This is a genomic window from Methylobacterium guangdongense, assembly GCF_038442355.1.
GTDB classification, from domain to species: domain Bacteria; phylum Pseudomonadota; class Alphaproteobacteria; order Rhizobiales; family Beijerinckiaceae; genus Methylobacterium; species Methylobacterium guangdongense.
Genome location: NZ_JBBXMX010000036.1, coordinates 1 through 15,739, shown reverse-complemented (window position 1 = coordinate 15,739; position 15,739 = coordinate 1). Strand labels below are relative to the sequence as shown.

Below are 15,739 nucleotides of genomic sequence, written 5' to 3'. Positions count from 1 at the left end.
CCAGCGCGTGATAGGCTCGCCGCCTTCTTCTAGACCGCCGAGCCCGTCGATGACCCTGGATCAGCTGCGCATTTTCGTGGCGGTGGCCGAGCGCCAGCATATCACCCGCGCGGCCGAAGCGCTCAACATCGTCCAGTCTGCGGTCAGCGCCGCGATCTCGGGGCTGGAGGCCCGGCACGCGGTCAAACTGTTCCACCGGGTAGGGCGTGGCATTGAGCTGACCGAGGCCGGTCGCATCTTCCTCGGCGAGGCTCGGGCGGTGCTCGCTCGCGCGGAAACTGCCGAGCTGGTGTTGGCCGATCTCAGCGGGCTGCGGCGAGGGACGTTGCGCGTCCATGCCAGCCAGACCATCGCCAGCCATTGGCTGCCCCGCCACCTCGTCGCGTTCCGCGCCGCCTACCCCGAGGTCGCGATCCGTCTCGCTATAAGCAACACGGCCGACGTCGCGCGGGTCGTCGCCGAGGGGGCGGCCGAACTCGGCTTCGTCGAGGGCGAGGTCGATGCCCCGGCCCTGGCGAGCGTCGCGGTCGCTCTGGATCGCCTCGTCCTCGTCGTCCCGCCCGGCCACCCGCTCGCTTCCGCCGACGCGCTGACGGCCGCTGATCTTACGGCGCACGCGTTCGTGTTGCGCGAGGCCGGGTCCGGCACGCGCTCCGCCTTCGAAGCGGCGCTCGCGGCGCAGGGGCTGGCACCGGACGTCCTGACGGTGTCTTTGGAGTTGCCCTCGAACGAGGCCGTGCTTGCCGCAGTAAAGGCCGGGGCGGGGGCAAGCGTCCTGTCGGAGGCCGTCGTTGCGGGCGAGCTCGCCGAAGGCTCGCTGGTCGCGGCGCGGTTTTCACTGCCCACCCGAACCTTTCGGATGTTACGCCACAAGGAGCGCTATCGCAGCCGGGCCGCCGACGCCCTGCTCGACCTGATCAAGCAAGCCGACGCCGGATGAGCGAGCCTTCGAAACCCGTGCCGGCCGACGACCCGCGGGTCAAGCTCGCCGAGGACCGGACGGTGCTGGCAGCCGAGCGCACATTCGTCGCGTGGCTGCGCACCGGGCTCGCCTTCCTCGGCGTGGGCCTGGCCGCACAGCGCTTCCTGCGCGAGGTGCTGGCTCTGTGGCCGCTGAAGGTGCTGTCGCTGACGCTGATCGCCTGCGCGCTCGCATCCTTCGCCGCCGCCGCTTGGCGCGACCGGGCGATCCGGGCACGCCTCGCCCACGCGGAGGTGCCGATGATGCCGCGCATGCTAACCATCGGGATCGCAACCCTGCTGATCGCGATCTCAGGCCTCGCTGCCACCGCCCTGCTCTGGGCTTGAGCCGCTGCCTCAGGCGGCGGTGATGTGCACGCGGTGCCACGCGGTGCTGAGATAGCCCTTGTAGTTCCAGGTGTCGTCGGGGGCGGCAGGCTGGGTCTGCCCGGCCTCGTCCCAGGCGCGCACCGCCAGCTCATGCTCGCCTGCCGGCAGATCGAGGTCGATCGACCAGAACGTCCAGGCGAACGGCGCACGCGCGTCGTGCTCCAGCGCGGCCTGCGCCCATGTCCGGCCGCCGTCACCCGAGACGTCGACCCGGACTACGGCGCGATCCCCGCATACGGCGTAGCCGCTGACGATGTTCAATCCGGCTTTCAAACGCGCACCCCGAGCCGGCTCGCAGATCACCGCGTTGAGCGGCATGGTGTTGATGGTGTGCCCCGCGTTCGGGTCGGCCGTCTCCGCGGTCACATCGGGTGGGAAAAGCTTGTAGTCGCCGGCCTGGATCGGGTTGTCGGACGGCCGGTCCTGCACGGTGACGCGCTTCAGCCATTTCGGGCTGCGCACCCCGGCAAATCCCGGCACGACGGCGCGCAGCGGGAAGCCGTGCTCGGGCAGGAGCGGCGCGCCGTTCATCGCGTAGGCGAGCAGGGTCTCCGGTGCGAGCGCTTTGGCGAGTGGGATCGAGGCCCCGTAGGGATGCCCCTCGACCGTATCGTGGCTCTCGAAGGCGACGTGCAGGTCTGCACCGGCGTCGATCCCGGCCTCGCGCAGCACATCACCCAACCGGACCCCGGTCCAGTCGGCGGTACCGATCGCGCCGCCGTCCCACGGATCGCCGGAGACCGGCGCCACCGCCCGCATGTCCGCACGGCGGTTGCCCGCGCACTGCATCGTGGCGGTCACGGTGACTTGGGGAAAGCGCGAGCGCAATCCGTGCAGCGACAGTTCCAGCGCGGTTTGGATCGTCCCATCGACGCTGAGGCGGTAACCGTCCGCGTCGATTTCGGGCAGGTCGCCGTGCGAGCGCACGTAGAAGTCGTCGGCCGCGGTGCGGTAAGCCGCGCGCAGTCGAGCGAGCGGTGGCTCGGCGTTGTAAGGGGCATCCCCGTGGACGATCAGGCGCGCCTTGCGCTCGGCCAAGCTCGACATGCGGGTCTCCAGGTTCAGGTGCGTTTGTCCAACGCGTCGGGACCGATCCGATCCCGACGCGCTCCGCTCACGGCCTCATGGTCGCGGTGATGGCATTGATCGCCCGATCGATCACCGCGACGCTCAGATCCCGGTTGAGCGCGTAGGCCTTGGTGTTGTCGGATGAGAACACGATCGCCTGCCTCGGCTCGTTCAGGCCGGTGACGGTCGCCACGACCTTGCGGGTGGCGGTGTCGATCACCGACAGCGTGTTGTCCTTGAGGTTGCCCGAGTAGACGAACTTGCCGTCCGGCGTCAGCGCCGCGCCGTAGGGGTCCTGGCCCACCGGCACCTCGGCGACCACCTTTCCTGCGGTCAGATCGACCACGCCGACGGTGTTGCGTCCGCTATTGGCGGCGAACAGCGTCTTGCCGTCCTTGGTGATCGAGATAGCCCGCAGCTTGTCGAAGCCGGTGATCTCACCGGTGATCTTGTGGCTCGCCGTATCGACGAGGGTAATCTTGTCGCCGAGGAAGTTGGTCACGAAGAGCGTCTTGCCGTCGGGCGCGAGCCGCACCCCCTGCCGTGGCTGGCTGAAGCCCGTCACCACGGCCTGTGCCAGCCCGGTCCGAGTGTCGAACACGCTCACCGTGCTCGACGCCTCGTTGTTGACGTAGAGCTTGGCCCCGTCGCCGGACAGCACTGTTCCAAACGCCCCAGGCCCGGCCGCGATCATCGTGGCCTCCTGGCCGGTCGCCGTGTTGTAGGCGGTGATCCGGCCTGTGCCGCTGTCGGAGACGTAAAAGCGAGCGCCGTCGGGTGTGAACACGATGTTGCGCGGCGTGACGAAGCCATCGAGGGTGCGCGCAAGCTTACCAGAGGTCACGTCGTAGACGAGAACCCGGCTCTCCTCGCTGTTCGAGACGGCGGCGGTGCGCCCGTCGGGGCTCAGTGCGAGGGAGTTGTTCTTGATCGCGCCGTCGAAGCCGGCCGCGAGCCCCGGGGCGAGCGCGGCGAGGAGCAGCGCGCTGCCGGCCATGAGCGAGCGCAGGCCGGAACGAAATGGTGTCATGGGAGGGTCTTTCGGGCATGGGGCGGCGAACGCGGGGTCGCGCCGCGCGGGGCTGTGAGATGTCCAGCTCGCCCATCCCCTCCCGCGCGGCGAGGACGAGGATGGGGCGGACGCGACAGTGTCAGGGCTGCGGCTTCAGCGCGGCGAGGTAGTCGACGATGGCCTGTACGTCCGCCTGATCGACCGGCGCCTTGTAGACGTGGACCATCTTGTTGACGGTCTCCGTCCATTGAGCCTTCGACAGCCTCGGTTGGGTGAGAACCATGCCGGCCGAGTGGCAGGCGAGGCAGTTGTTGTTGACGACCTCCGCCCCGGGGCCATCCGGGAACACCCGGTCGGAGCCCGGCAGTTCAACCTGCTGCGAGGTGAAGTGCATCGGCTCGGATGTCGGAGCAGCCAGCGCCGGGATGGGGGTGAGGGCGAGAGCGGCGAGGAGGAATGCGGTGCGGTGCATGGACATGGCTCTCTCCCTCAGGCGACCTGGAGTGACACGGTCTCGACGCCGTTCTGCATGAACCCAGCTCCGTTCCAGACCCGGTCCATCGGCTGCGCCAGGCCGTTGGTGTTGGTGCAGCGGACCTTGATCGCGTGCGCACCCGCCGCGAGTGCCGGGAGGTCGCCCTCGAACCGGCGGAAGCTGTAGGGGCCCTCGTCAGCGCCGAGCTTTGCCGGAGACCACGTCACGCCTCCGTCGCTGGAAATGTCCACGGCCCTGACCCCGCAGTCGCCGCCGAAGGCGATGCCGCGCACGGCCACCGGTGCACCGGCTGCGACCTTGGCGCCGTCCTGCAGGTTGGTCACGAACGAGCGCGGCACCATCCGGTTGATCGGCACTGTCTTGAAGCCGGTCTGGCCGGGCTTGATGTTCGCCCCCGGCACGTCGGAGATCCGATAGGCGGTCTTCATCCAGTACTGCTCGTCAGGCTTGTCCAGCACCTCGACGTCGGACAGCATCTTGACCCAGTAGGTCGAGTACCACCCCGGGACGACAAGGCGCAGCGGGAAGCCGTTGAGCAGGGGCAGCTGCTCGCCGTTCATCGCGTAGGCGAGCATGACCTCGCCGCCCCGGGCATGATCGAGAGCGAGCGATTTCTTGAAGTCGGGCGCGTCATTTACCACCGGCTCGTCGAGGCCGCTGAAGCGCACCTGCATCGCCCCAGTTCTCACCCCGGCGCGGTCGAGCACATCTTTCAAACGCACGCCGGTCCAACGGGCGTTGCCCATCGAACCGTTGGCCCACTGCGCCCCGGGCACCCGCGGCTCGAACAGCCCGCGGGAGTTGCCCGAGCACTGGTTGACTGCGGCGATCTCGAACCGCGGCAGCCGAGCGATCTCGTCGAGCGACAGCGACAGTTCCCTGTCGACGTGCCCGTGCACCTTCAGCCGGAAGGTCTTCGCGTCAACCTCGGTGGGGATCGAGGCCCAGTGCCAGCGCACGTAGAATTGATCGTTTGGGGTGAACACGCCCTGGTCGAACACCTCGAACGGCGTCTCCAGGAGCGGTGGCTGGGTGCGTTGCAGGATCATGGACCCCTTGCCGGGGAACGCGGTCGTGAGATCGCGCGTGTCGGGGCCGCCGGGAAGCGGGAGCTTGACCGAGCCGGCGGCCCAGGCGGGTGCAGCAGCGGCGAGACCGCCGATGCCGAGGCCGGCGAGCACAGCACGGCGAGGGATTGCAGCATGGTTCAACGGCGTTCCTCCACGTTCGGGTAGGGCTTCCCGGGGCCCGTCTTTTCGATGAGGAGAAGATATCTCCCCCTCGATGAGCATTCTAATAGAAAGATCCGCTCATTCCGTTCGGCCGAGAAGATCGTTCCTTCTTTCGCGAGGCGAGCGAGCGCGTCGGGGCAGAGCCAGCTCACGCGATCCCTAGGATCCGGATCAAGCCGAGGCTGACGGCGGTGAGGGCGGCCAACGAGGCGACCACCGCCAGCGTGACCCGTGCACCCGCGCCGACCACGCTGCGCACGTCGACCCCGAGCCCGAGCGCGGCCATCGAGACGATGGTGAGGCCGTTGGCGGTCGTGGCAATCGGCGACAGGGCAGCCTGTGGGATCAATCCTCCTGAGCGCAGCCCCGCCATGGTGAGGAACGCCAGGATGAACCACGGCACGAGGCGATGAACCGCAATCTTACCGGGCTTCGGACGTTCGCCCGCGCTGACGTGGGGAGCGACTTTGTCCGTCTCCTCGCGGAGCCGGCTTGCCCCAAGGGAGAGGACGAGAACCACCGGCCCGAGCATCAGGACCCGCACGAGCTTGACCAGGGTGCCGACCTGAACGCTGAGAGCGGCCACCGGCGCAGTCGCGGCCAGTACCTGCGGCACGGCGTAGACGGTCAGGCCCGCCAGCACGCCGTACTGCATCGGTGACAGGCCGAGCAATGGCACCAGGAGCGGTAGGCCGAGTACCACGAGGACGCCGAGCACGGCTGTGAAAGCGATCGAGGAGGCCACGTCCTCGGCCTCGGCTCCGATCACCGGGGCGGTCGCCGCGATGGCCGAGTTGCCGCAGATGGAGTTGCCGCAGGCGACCAGGATAGCGAGGCGGGGATGCAACCCGAGCGCCCGGCCGATGCCATAGCTCGCCGCGATGGCTGCCGCGACGACGACGACGATGCCCACGAGGAGCCCTGGGCCGGCGGCGAGCAGGGTAGTGACGCTGAGCGAGGCTCCGAGCAGGACGACGGCGATCTCCAGAACGGTCTTGGCGCCGAAGGCGATACCGGGGAAGAACCGCGGTCCCGGGTTCCAGGCGGTGCGGATCGCCGTTCCGAGCACGATGGCGAGGACCAGGGCCTCCAGCCACGCCCGGCCGAACAGACGGTCCTCAAGAGCCTCCAAACCGATGGCGAGCGCGGTCACGCTCAAACACAGGGCCAGGCCTGGCAGAACGAGGAGCGGGGCGGACGGGAGGGTTCTGGTCGTGGCAGGCTCGGACATGGCAGTCTCGCGGTGGGACTGGGATCTGTCCCCATCCTCGCTGCACCGGCCTTATCGATCCAACAGAACGTCGCGATCGTTCCATTCGTCGATAGAGATTGATTGCGGGGCTATCGGAGCACTGCGCGCCACCGCTCGGTCGACTTGCAGACCACATGACCGCTAAGCGTAGCGCCCACCGACATGGCTGGTGCTGATCACAACGACGACTCGTATTGGAATGCAGGCCTCGGGCTGGAATTGATTTTCGGTCCGTGAAGGATTGAAAGCGGGTGCGGCAGCGACGTCCGCTTTTCCACGTTGCCGCCCGAAAGCGGACCGGCGGAATTCCACCCACCCCGGTCATCCAGAGGTACATTCCGGTGGGCCGGAAGTGGCCGTAAGCGGAATGGCTGCTTTGGAGGAGAGCTGCTTGAAAAGCAGACGAGCTCCTATCGACCCAACCCAGCCGCCGGAAGCACTGCTGATGCTACCCCAAAGCGGCCGTCCGCCAGCCGCCCGACAGCTTCGGCACAGGCTGGGAAACCGGACCCCGATATTTCGCCTGAAAGCGGCCGCGGATCGCGGCGTTCCAATAGGGCAAGCGCAGTGGAACGGTAGAGCTGGAACTCGGCTGCACTCTCCGCATGAAAGTGACCGACTGCGTCTTGATGTGACCTCGACCCATCCGCCAAGGCCGCGCTCCGGTCGGATCAGCCGCTCATGTTGCCGATCTCGGCCGGGACGATGAGTAGCCCTCCGTCTGGATCGCTTGGATCGCTTGCTTGGAGTCCATGCCGATCCGCTTGTCGGTATCCCGAAGCTCCATGGTCTTGCGGTGCTGCCACAGGCCGCCCTCGTCGGGGAGGTTCGAACCCGTCGGGTCTGCGGTGAAGGCGTACCTGGATTTGAGATCGCTGAAGACGTGGATCAGCATGCTAACCTCATCATGCTAAAACGGTGGTCGGAGCGTCGTGAGCAGGCATGACAGCCGTGGAACGATGCGCCTTGTTCAGCCAGCATCTCGAAGCATTCGTTCGCTTCGGTGGGATAGCGCAACGCAGTGGGTAGCTCATCGACCCGACGCCTTGATAGGGACTGGCGTCGCGTTTCACGGAAAGTTTGGCCGCGCCTTGATACAAGTTGATTTGGCAGTGCCCCTCGGCCCTTAAATCGAGATCGGCCGGAGCGTTTCCGGTCGGCCCCGCCGGTTTTGGCATACCCCCGATCACGGCTGGCGGGGCCACCCTTCCATCCTCTCAACACGCCGGGAGCCGATGATGTCTCACGCCTCCGCGCCTTCACCCGCGTTCTGGGATACCGTCGCCGAGCATGTCACCACCAAGGTCCAGCCGGTCCTTCAGCAGCCGCAGAGCGCTCGCGAACCGGTCATCACCTACCTGCGCGATTTGGAGGTCGTCGCGCGTCGCGAATGCGACAGCCGCGAGATTATCCAGATCATCGCATCGGGGCGCCACCTGCTCGGGGATCGCAGCGAGATCGGTCCCGAGGAAGGCCCGTTTTCGAGGATCTGACGATGCCACAGGATCAGCACCGAACCCCGGGTGGTTCTCACACCCGCAAACATCTCGGTCCCCGGGGACTTCCTGTCGACGTCCCGGATCCGGAAGAGGTCAAACACGATCCATCGTCCGGTGATGACGAGGGCTCGAACGAAGACAGGCCCTCGATCCCGGCACAGGACATCACGGAGCCGAACCCGACACGGATCGGGGAGCGCTGACGACAGTACGGACTGCCCCCGCCCCGGGATACTTCGTCGATCCGGTGCCAACCTTGTGCGCAAGGCGTCGTCGATCTTTCGCCGTGCGGCGGGACCTTACAGCCCCATAAAAATACCGAGCAGAAACACGATCTGCAGCGCGAACAGGGCGCCGATGATCAGCATCGCGTCACGGTCGGCCAGCGCCCGGTCCGACCACTCATCGTCCGGCATCGCCAAGCTTCGCCTCGACGCCGTCCATCCTGCGCCCGGCGGGGGCCGGAATGAGGTGGCCGAAGTCGTCAAATACCGGAGCGATGTGCTGTGGCTCGCAGGGGTGTACGTCGCCCGCGTCGGTCGCGATGGCCAAGGCCTTACTCTCGCCTCCCACCTCGTGGAACGTCGCCACTCCTTCCGATATTCCGTCCGCGCCAACCCGCTCGACATGAACGCTGCAGCCCATCGCATCGCTCTCCGATCCCGGGTCGGTCGAGCGTCCTGCTGCAACGCCGAGCCGACCGCGCCAGGGGGACCCCGCGCCGGACCGTCGAGGGCCTCATGGGACCGACGCGGGGATGCCGGCACCATCTGCGAGCGGCGTCGACGTCCTCGCGTCGCACGCGCACGACACCGCAACATTGATTTAGAGTAACGTGGGAGGCGAATATTTTGGCCGCTGAGGCGATCCACTCGCCGCTACGACTTCGCCATGCCAGTCGCCGCAGTCGTGTACTGGTGTAGGTAGGCGGGATCGAACAACGCGACCCCTTCGAGCGCCCGGAGGTCCGGGATCGCCAACCGTCGCTTCGTCAGCACGAGCAGACGCTCCCGACGCAGCACCTGCAAGATACGGTTGACGTGCACCGGCGTCCCACCCAGCGCATCCGCCAGTTCGATCTGGGTCAGCGGCATCGCGTAGCCGCCCCCATCGACCAGCCCGATCGCGTCAAGGCGATGGTAGAGCTCGCAGAACAGGTGGGCCAACCCTTCCCGCGTGTCTCGCCGAGCGACGTTGAACGTCCATTCGCGCTGGATCGCCGCCTCGATTGACACCATCCGCCGTAGCGTCTGTCCGATCCGATCATCCGTCCGCACCGCCACCGTGTAGGCCGCTGGATCGACCTCACCCAGGACCACCGCGCTCAGCGCGCCGATCGTGTGATCGATCTCGTCGAGGCCATCGTGGCCGTCGCATACGTCCCCGGGAAGCAGCAGCGCCAGGATCTGACGCCGCCCATCCGGAACAAGCTTATACCGACAGGCCCAGCCCGAGACGACGACGCGCACGGCACGCGGCGGCTCACCCGCGCACGCGATGTCCGAGCGCGGCGCGTAGTTTCGGATCCGCCCGATCGTTAGCCGCCGCGACGCGATCCCGCCGTCGGAGATCGTTCCGGCGAGCCGCGCCAGCCGTGTGGTGAAGGGATCCATCACTGCGGCGCTCCTGAAGGGAAAGTGGCGCGGCCTCTGTATCCACCCCGACGCTGATCCAAGATATTGGGTGTTGGGGCTGGAGAAGGCTACATACCCTGGCGTGCCACGGAGCAAAACCGCCGCGCGGCGCACCGCGGAGAGACTGTTGCCCCTGTTCCACATCCACCTGCGCAGACCCGACTGGCTCGAAGAGGATGAACTCGGGATCGAGTTTCCCGACCTCGAGCGTGCCTATCTGGAGACGTACCGCGCCATTCCCGAGACGGTGGTCGATCTTATGCGGCACGGGGTAGAGCCCCGCGGCCATGCCTTCGTCATCGCCGACGCGGCGGGGGTGGTGCTCATGGAAGTCCCCTTGAGCGAACCGCTACGCCCTCAGCGGCAGGGGCGACCGTCCAAGCGCTTCGTGCGTGCGCGGCGTCTGTCGGGCGAGATCGCGGCGGAGATCGCCCGCGCCCGTGAGACCACGCGACAGTCGCGCGAGATCCTCGCCCGCTCCCGCCTGCCCTGATCGGGGCGACATCACCGGGTGCGCCCCGCACCATCTCTCACCCTTCGCGGCGTCAAGGCCTCCCACCCCATCGCCGACCGAGCCCACTCCGATGCCTGCTCCGCCCCGCTTTCCCATCGTCGGCATCGGCGCCTCTGCCGGCGGTATCGAGGCGCTCGACACCCTGTTCTCCGGCCTCGGCCCGGATGGCGGCCTCGCCTACGTCGTCGTCACCCACGTCAGCCCGGACCGCGAGAGCCTCTTGCACGAGGTGCTCGACCGCTTCACCCGACTGTCGGTGACGGTCGCCACCGACGGGATGCGCGTCGAGCCCGGCCAAGTCTACGTCCTGCCGGCGCGGATGATCCTCGGCATCGCCGACGGCCACCTGCGGCTGCGCGAGCACGATCCCGTGCAGCGCGAGCGCAACCCGATCGACCTGTTCTTCAGCGAACTCGCGCAGGCGTGCGGCGAGTTCGCCGTGGGTGTGATCCTGTCGGGCGGCGGCACGGACGGCACGCTCGGGATCAAGGCGATCAAGGAGCGCGGCGGCCTGACCTTCGCGCAGGGATCTGACGGCACCGTGCCGCGCCACCCGGACATGCCCGCCAGCGCGGCCGCCACCGGCTTGGTCGACTTCGTCCTGCCCGCCGATCAGATCGGCGCCAAGCTCGCTGAATACGCCCGCAGTTTCGGGGTGATCGAGGGGCTGGAGGGCGCCGCCGCCAAGGCGGCCAGCGCCGAGATCTACGCGCTGCTGCGCGACCAGATCGGGCACGACTTCTCCGGCTACAAGACCAAGACCTTCGCCCGCCGGGTGCAGCGGCGCATGCAGATCACCCGGATCACCCGGATCGAGGACTACGTCGAGCGCCTGCGCCAGGACGGCGAGGAAGTCACGGCGCTGTTTCGCGACCTCCTGATCAACGTCACCAACTTCTTCCGCGACGCCGGGGCGTTCGAGGCGCTGAAGACGCAGGTGCTGCCGCGGCTGTTCGAGGGCCGTGGGGCGAACGACACCGTGCGGGTGTGGGTCCCGGGCTGCGCCACCGGCGAGGAGGTGTACTCGCTGGCCATGCTCATGCGCGAGCACATCGACGGCCTGCGCGCCGTGCCGAGGGTGCAGATCTTTGCCAGCGACATCGACGATCAGGCGCTCGGCGTCGCCCGCGCCGGACGCTACCCGGAGGCGCTGCTCGACGCCGTGTCGCCCGAGCGGCGCCAACGCTTCTTCACCGCCGAGGGCGGCTCCTACGTGGTGACCAAGGAGGTGCGCGAGCTGTGCGTGTTCTCGCCCCACAGCGTGATCCGCGATCCGCCGTTCTCGCGCATCGATCTCGTCTCGTGCCGCAACCTGTTGATCTACTTCGGCCCCGAGGTGCAGGCGCAGGTCATCCCGATCTTCCACTACGCCCTGCGCCCGTGCGGGTACCTGTTTCTGGGCACGGCCGAGAACGTCAGCCAGTACGCCGAGCTGTTCGGCGCGGTGGACAAGCGTCACCGCATCTTCCAGGCGCGGGAGACCGAGCGGGTGGGCGCGGCGCTACCGCTGATCGTCACCGGCACGCAGCCCGCCCCGTTCGCGCGGCACGCCGCCTACGCGCGCGGTCTGAAGCCGGCCTTCGCAGATGCGGGCTCGACGCCGCCGCTGCGGCAGGTGGCCGAACAGCATGTCCTGGAGCGCTTCGCTCCAGCCGACGTCGTGGTCGATCACGAGGGTGAAGTGGTGCACTACTCGCCGCGCACCGGGAAGTACCTGGAGGCGGCGGTCGGGCTGCCGAGCCGGCAGCTGTTGACTATGGCGCGCAAGGGCCTGCGGCTCGACCTGCGCTCGGCGCTGCGCGAGGCGATCGAGACGCGCGCGCCGGCCGTGCGCGAGAACCTCGCGGTCGAGGGCGAGGAGGGCCGCGTCCAGGTCGTGTCGCTCACGGTCGAGCCGCTGCCGCAGCGTGGCGGCGCCGAGCCGCTGCTGATGGTGCTCCACGACCAGGGTCCGTCGCTGAGCCGGAACGAGGCCGAGCGGCGCGACGCGCAGCTGTACCCGGAGGCGGACGCGCTGCAGCTGGAGCACGAGCTGCGCGACACGCGCGAGCGGCTGCAGTCGCTCAACGAGGAGCTGCAAACGGTCAACCACGAGCTGTCGGGCAAGATCGACGACCTCGACCGGGCTAACGGCGACCTGCGCAACCTGTTCAACGCCAGCGGCATGGCCACGGTGTTCCTCGATCGCGACCTCGTCATCCGTACGTTCACGCCGGCGGTGGCTCGATTCATCCCGATCGTCGAGGGCGACCGCTGACCGACTTCGCCGTGCGCCCGGCCTACCCGGATCTGGCCGACGATCTGTGACGTGCCCTGGAGGACGGGCGGGAGATCGAGCGTCGGATCGCGCAGCCCGACGCGGGCATCGCCGACCCCATGCATCTTGTGCGGATGATACCGTACCGGACCCGCGCGGACGCGATCACGGGGGTGGTGATCACCTTCATCGCCATGGTGCGCGGCGACTGACTGGCGTGCGGTGGTCAGCGGTCCTCGGGCTCAGCATCGCCTTTGCGTGGCTGGCCCTCCGCCGAGAGGAGGGCGAGGTAATGCCGGCGTGTCGCCGGATCGCGCACCGCCCGAAACGCCTCGACCAAGGCCTCGACCTCCTCCTGCGACGGCGGTGAGGGAGGATCGACCGTAAGCAGGTCTCGGATTGGGATGCCCAGCAGGGTCGCGATCCGCTGGAGGATCTGACCGTCGTTGGGTTCATTCGCGTCGTCCATGCTCGTCTTCTGTCACGGAGGTGCTCAGTTCATGACGACCCCGGCCGCTTTCGGTTCGACGTCTCGGGCGAGGTGTCGGCCGAGGCACATCAGGGCTCGGCGCAGGGTCGCGCGCATTTCCGCATCGTCCCGTTGATCGGCCTCGCGGTAGGCGGCGATCAGGTCGTCGGTCAGGTCTCCGAGGTCATCCTCGCCCAATCTCAGCGCGGCCAGCGCCTGAAGTACGACACCCGGCTGCGGCATCGATGTGGCCGGAACCGTCACGCGGGGTTGCGTCGGACGTACCGGTGCAGTCCCGCCGTCGAATTTCGCACCCGTGGCGATGTCCAGCTGGGTTTGCGAAGCGGTGAGGATGGCCCGGGCGCGCTCAATCAACTCAGCCACACCGGAGCGGGTCGCCGCCGCTGAACGCCGCAAGTTTGCCGGGTGCGCGCGGGCCTGCCGAGACAACAGCAGCGCATCACGGTGCACAATCTCGTTCCAGAGGACGGCCTCGGAGTCGATCATAGACAGCCTCATCCAACACAGAAATTATGCGACCTGAGATGGAAACAATCAATATCAGTGCAGTTTGCGGTCGCAAATGCGTCCGATGAGCTCGCGAGCATCGGCCCATAAAACAATCCCCAAAATTCTGATTGGCATTCCAGCAACCTCGTCATGGGGACCGTAGCTAGGCGTTCACGGGCTAAAGCACTGCGAACTACGCCTCAAAGCTTTGGCCAATTCAGACGATGGTAAGCGATGATACAGAGTGCAGTTTTAGGGACGCCACAGCGCACTGCGACGACAGACCTTCGGATCATTGCCGCGCGAGCAACCGCACGGCAGTCGGGACGTTGCTGGGAACCAAACAATCCGCACGGAAGGTACCTGCCATGTTGAGACGTCTCGCGCTGTCCATCAGCTTGATGGCTTTTGGCCCCGCGCTGGCTCTGGCCCAGACTGCTGTGCCAGGGACGACTGGTCCGGCGACTGGCAACGCTACGACCAATGCTCCGCCACCAGCGACCGGTAAACCGGCCACGAAGGCCGCTAGCGACATGAAGGAGTGGCAGATCGCCAAGGTGGCCAAGGTCAGCCTGCCCCAGGCGCTCAGCACCGCCGAGGCGCAGGGAGAGGAGAAGGGCGGCCGGGCGATCTATGCCGACTTCGAGAAGGCCGACAGCAAGGATCCGGCGCACTACAGCGTCAAGGTGGTCTACCCGAGCGGCAAGCTCATCGAGTACGGGATCAACGCTGATACCGGTACACTCTACAAGACCGAGAACCAGCCGATCGAGCGCTACTTCACTTTCCTGAAGCCCGCAAACTTCAACGAGGCCAAGACATCACTGAAAGATGCCCTGGCGATTGCCGAGCAGAAGGCGGACGGCGGCAAGGCTTACGAGGCCTCGGTGTCGAAGGACGGTAAGGCGGTGCAGTACGAGATCAAGGTCGCTGGCGCCGACAAGGAACAAACCATCAAGGTCGGCCCGGACGGCAAGGTCATCGATTGACGCCAGCGCGGCCCCGGCGTTCCGGGGCCGCCATCGTTGGCTTACCCGTGGCCGTGCTGTTCTGAACCTGGGCTCTGGTGGGCATGCCCCTGTCCGCTATGGCCATGCTGCATCGGATGTTGCCGGCTGACCCACCAGAGGTAGAAGCCCAACGCACCAAACAGCAGGTTCAGCCAGAACGTGTAGTTTAGCGAAAAGTGGGTCAACTGCGCCCGCACGTCGGTGTCATGGCTCGGTACGAGACCCAGCCCGGTGAACGATAGGTCCATCACCAGTGAGGCGATGACCATCGTCAGGTAGAACACCCCGGCGATGTAGACAGCCATCCTCCAGCCGAAGTAGCGCCGGTAGGTGTCGAGCAGCGGCAGCACGATTAGGTCGGCATAGAGGAATGCCAGGACGCCGCCGAAGCTGGCGCCGCCGGCCCACAGCACCGCGGCGAGCGGCACGTTGCCGATCGAGCAGACGAAGGTCAGCACGGCGATCAAGGGTCCGAGCAGGGCGTTGAGCGGCACCTTAAACCAGGGGGAGGCGTCGGTCAGGAACAGGGATTTCCAGAACGCGTCCGGCACGAAGGCGGAGAGGAACCCGCCGACCAGGAAGCCGATCGCGAGATCTTTCCACAGCATCGACCATTCCATGGTGAAGTTCTGAGCCACGCGAATGCGGGTCTGCGGGTTGGCGAGCCGCTGACCGAGGGTGTCGCCCTCGACCGTCATCGCCATGTGGTTGTGTCCGCCAGCTGCCTCCTCATGGTTGCGGGCCGCCTCGGCGAGCTTCTTGGGGTAGGTCAGCTTGACCAGGATGCTCATCACCACGACTAGCACGATCCCTCCGATCCACTCGCCGGCCATGAACTGCCACCCGAGCAGCAGGTAGAGGATGATGCCGAGTTCGAGAACGAGGTTGGTCGAGGCGAACATGAAGGCGAGCGAGGTCGCGAGCGCGGCGCCCTTCTTGAACAGGGTGCGCATGATCGCCGCCGAAGCGTAGGAGCACGAGGATGAGGCGGCGCCGGCGACCGAGGCCAGGGCCAGCTCCTTCGGCCCGCTGCGTCCGAGCGCCCGCTTCATCTGGTCGGTCGAGACAACTGACTGCAATAGTGCCGAGATCGAGAAACCGAGCACCAGCGTCCAGCCAGTCTGCCACGCCATGCCAACCGCCATCAGCAGCGCTTGACCGATTTTATCGACGATGTCGTGCACGTGTATATCCCTCTTTCGATACGAGAAATGCAAGCGAACGATCTCGTTCCGTGCAGGCGAACCTACGCGGCGGAAGCGCCTGTTCTGCGGTATCCCCATGCAGCGAAGTTTGCTCCCGTACGCTTCTAGAGCGGTCACCGATCGAATTGAATCGTCCAGGGTTTCGGCCGCGGCGGTGATGTGATTCGATGGAGAGCTTTCCGAGGAGGAGAGCCGATGGCGTCTGCCCTGTCCGTTGATCTGCGCGAGCGT

17 protein-coding genes are annotated in these 15,739 nt (G+C 66.9%); 6 read left to right on the top strand and 11 right to left on the bottom strand.

Annotated elements, in window-relative coordinates; all coding sequences use genetic code 11:
- Positions 1 to 49 precede the first annotated feature (49 nt).
- Together AAHG09_RS30425 and AAHG09_RS30420 are read left to right on the top strand one after the other, a co-directional pair.
- A complete protein-coding gene (locus tag AAHG09_RS30425; RefSeq protein ID WP_342111851.1) occupies positions 50 to 940 on the top strand; it encodes a LysR family transcriptional regulator in 891 nt (296 codons plus the stop codon).
- Complete coding sequence (locus tag AAHG09_RS30420; protein WP_342111849.1) at positions 937 to 1,308, top strand: YidH family protein; 372 nt, start codon at positions 937 to 939, stop codon at positions 1,306 to 1,308. Before AAHG09_RS30425 ends, AAHG09_RS30420 begins: the two co-directional genes overlap by 4 nt.
- A gap of 9 nt (positions 1,309 to 1,317) precedes the next feature.
- Here the strand turns inward: AAHG09_RS30420 and AAHG09_RS30415 are convergent, their stop codons facing one another.
- The 6 genes from AAHG09_RS30415 to AAHG09_RS30390 all read right to left on the bottom strand — a co-directional run bounded on the left by AAHG09_RS30415 (position 1,318) and on the right by AAHG09_RS30390 (position 7,305).
- Complete coding sequence (locus AAHG09_RS30415; protein ID WP_342111847.1) at positions 1,318 to 2,397, bottom strand: molybdopterin-dependent oxidoreductase; 1,080 nt, start codon at positions 2,395 to 2,397, stop codon at positions 1,318 to 1,320.
- A 67-nt stretch (positions 2,398 to 2,464) separates the two neighbouring features.
- A complete protein-coding gene (locus AAHG09_RS30410; protein ID WP_342111845.1) occupies positions 2,465 to 3,448 on the bottom strand; it encodes a beta-propeller fold lactonase family protein in 984 nt (327 codons plus the stop codon).
- A 121-nt stretch (positions 3,449 to 3,569) separates the two neighbouring features.
- A complete protein-coding gene (locus AAHG09_RS30405; RefSeq protein ID WP_342111844.1) occupies positions 3,570 to 3,908 on the bottom strand; it encodes a c-type cytochrome in 339 nt (112 codons plus the stop codon).
- Positions 3,909 to 3,919: 11 nt separating this feature from the next.
- The gene (locus tag AAHG09_RS30400; RefSeq protein ID WP_412760112.1) at positions 3,920 to 5,218 is read right to left on the bottom strand and encodes a molybdopterin-dependent oxidoreductase; all 1,299 of its coding nucleotides are present in this window, start codon (positions 5,216 to 5,218) and stop codon (positions 3,920 to 3,922) included.
- Positions 5,219 to 5,306: 88 nt separating this feature from the next.
- Positions 5,307 to 6,389, bottom strand: a complete 1,083-nt coding sequence (locus AAHG09_RS30395; RefSeq protein ID WP_342111842.1) for a YeiH family protein — start codon at positions 6,387 to 6,389, stop codon at positions 5,307 to 5,309.
- Positions 6,390 to 7,089: 700 nt separating this feature from the next.
- On the bottom strand, positions 7,090 to 7,305 hold the full coding sequence (locus tag AAHG09_RS30390) for a hypothetical protein (RefSeq protein ID WP_342111841.1): 216 nt from the start codon (positions 7,303 to 7,305) through the stop codon (positions 7,090 to 7,092).
- A gap of 340 nt (positions 7,306 to 7,645) precedes the next feature.
- Between AAHG09_RS30390 and AAHG09_RS30385 the strand changes: the two genes are divergently transcribed.
- Positions 7,646 to 7,903 (top strand): hypothetical protein, encoded by a 258-nt coding sequence (locus AAHG09_RS30385; RefSeq protein ID WP_342111839.1) that lies wholly within the window; start codon positions 7,646 to 7,648, stop codon positions 7,901 to 7,903.
- Between the two features lie 408 nt (positions 7,904 to 8,311).
- Here the strand turns inward: AAHG09_RS30385 and AAHG09_RS30380 are convergent, their stop codons facing one another.
- On the bottom strand, positions 8,312 to 8,461 hold the full coding sequence (locus tag AAHG09_RS30380) for a hypothetical protein (RefSeq protein ID WP_342111836.1): 150 nt from the start codon (positions 8,459 to 8,461) through the stop codon (positions 8,312 to 8,314).
- 326 nt (positions 8,462 to 8,787) lie between these two features.
- Positions 8,788 to 9,522, bottom strand: a complete 735-nt coding sequence (locus AAHG09_RS30375) for a Crp/Fnr family transcriptional regulator (protein ID WP_342111835.1) — start codon at positions 9,520 to 9,522, stop codon at positions 8,788 to 8,790.
- Between the two features lie 148 nt (positions 9,523 to 9,670).
- On the opposite strand from AAHG09_RS30375, the gene AAHG09_RS30370 reads away from it, so the two are divergent.
- Together AAHG09_RS30370 and AAHG09_RS30365 are read left to right on the top strand one after the other, a co-directional pair.
- On the top strand, positions 9,671 to 10,036 hold the full coding sequence (locus AAHG09_RS30370) for a DUF6894 family protein (RefSeq protein ID WP_342111833.1): 366 nt from the start codon (positions 9,671 to 9,673) through the stop codon (positions 10,034 to 10,036).
- A gap of 91 nt (positions 10,037 to 10,127) precedes the next feature.
- The gene (locus tag AAHG09_RS30365) at positions 10,128 to 12,314 is read left to right on the top strand and encodes a CheR family methyltransferase (protein WP_342111831.1); all 2,187 of its coding nucleotides are present in this window, start codon (positions 10,128 to 10,130) and stop codon (positions 12,312 to 12,314) included.
- Positions 12,315 to 12,540: 226 nt separating this feature from the next.
- Here AAHG09_RS30365 and AAHG09_RS30360 read toward each other — a convergent pair whose 3' ends face one another.
- Positions 12,541 to 12,783 (bottom strand): hypothetical protein, encoded by a 243-nt coding sequence (locus tag AAHG09_RS30360; protein WP_342111829.1) that lies wholly within the window; start codon positions 12,781 to 12,783, stop codon positions 12,541 to 12,543.
- Between the two features lie 24 nt (positions 12,784 to 12,807).
- Positions 12,808 to 13,290 carry a hypothetical protein gene (locus tag AAHG09_RS30355; RefSeq protein WP_342111827.1) on the bottom strand — a complete coding sequence of 161 codons (483 nt, stop codon included), beginning with the start codon at positions 13,288 to 13,290 and terminating at the stop codon, positions 12,808 to 12,810.
- Between the two features lie 371 nt (positions 13,291 to 13,661).
- Here AAHG09_RS30355 and AAHG09_RS30350 point away from each other — a divergent pair, with 371 nt between their 5' ends.
- The gene (locus AAHG09_RS30350; RefSeq protein WP_342111825.1) at positions 13,662 to 14,282 is read left to right on the top strand and encodes a PepSY domain-containing protein; all 621 of its coding nucleotides are present in this window, start codon (positions 13,662 to 13,664) and stop codon (positions 14,280 to 14,282) included.
- Between the two features lie 41 nt (positions 14,283 to 14,323).
- On the opposite strand, the gene AAHG09_RS30345 is transcribed toward AAHG09_RS30350, so the two are convergent.
- On the bottom strand, positions 14,324 to 15,739 hold a 1,416-nt coding region (locus AAHG09_RS30345; protein ID WP_342111823.1), incomplete at its 5' end, for a permease.

Bases quoted from the DNA above. Each gene is read 5' to 3' on its own strand.
- AAHG09_RS30425 (WP_342111851.1), top strand. From the start codon at position 50: ATGACCCTGGATCAGCTGCGCATTTTCGTGGCGGTGGCCGAGCGCCAG.
- AAHG09_RS30420 (WP_342111849.1), top strand. From the start codon at position 937: ATGAGCGAGCCTTCGAAACCCGTGCCGGCCGACGACCCGCGGGTCAAG.
- AAHG09_RS30415 (WP_342111847.1), bottom strand. From the start codon at position 2,397: ATGTCGAGCTTGGCCGAGCGCAAGGCGCGCCTGATCGTCCACGGGGAT.
- AAHG09_RS30410 (WP_342111845.1), bottom strand. From the start codon at position 3,448: ATGACACCATTTCGTTCCGGCCTGCGCTCGCTCATGGCCGGCAGCGCG.
- AAHG09_RS30405 (WP_342111844.1), bottom strand. From the start codon at position 3,908: ATGTCCATGCACCGCACCGCATTCCTCCTCGCCGCTCTCGCCCTCACC.
- AAHG09_RS30400 (WP_412760112.1), bottom strand. From the start codon at position 5,218: ATGCTCATCGAGGGGGAGATATCTTCTCCTCATCGAAAAGACGGGCCC.
- AAHG09_RS30395 (WP_342111842.1), bottom strand. From the start codon at position 6,389: ATGTCCGAGCCTGCCACGACCAGAACCCTCCCGTCCGCCCCGCTCCTC.
- AAHG09_RS30390 (WP_342111841.1), bottom strand. From the start codon at position 7,305: ATGCTGATCCACGTCTTCAGCGATCTCAAATCCAGGTACGCCTTCACC.
- AAHG09_RS30385 (WP_342111839.1), top strand. From the start codon at position 7,646: ATGATGTCTCACGCCTCCGCGCCTTCACCCGCGTTCTGGGATACCGTC.
- AAHG09_RS30375 (WP_342111835.1), bottom strand. From the start codon at position 9,522: ATGGATCCCTTCACCACACGGCTGGCGCGGCTCGCCGGAACGATCTCC.
- AAHG09_RS30365 (WP_342111831.1), top strand. From the start codon at position 10,128: ATGCCTGCTCCGCCCCGCTTTCCCATCGTCGGCATCGGCGCCTCTGCC.
- AAHG09_RS30360 (WP_342111829.1), bottom strand. From the start codon at position 12,783: ATGGACGACGCGAATGAACCCAACGACGGTCAGATCCTCCAGCGGATC.
- AAHG09_RS30355 (WP_342111827.1), bottom strand. From the start codon at position 13,290: ATGATCGACTCCGAGGCCGTCCTCTGGAACGAGATTGTGCACCGTGAT.
- AAHG09_RS30350 (WP_342111825.1), top strand. From the start codon at position 13,662: ATGTTGAGACGTCTCGCGCTGTCCATCAGCTTGATGGCTTTTGGCCCC.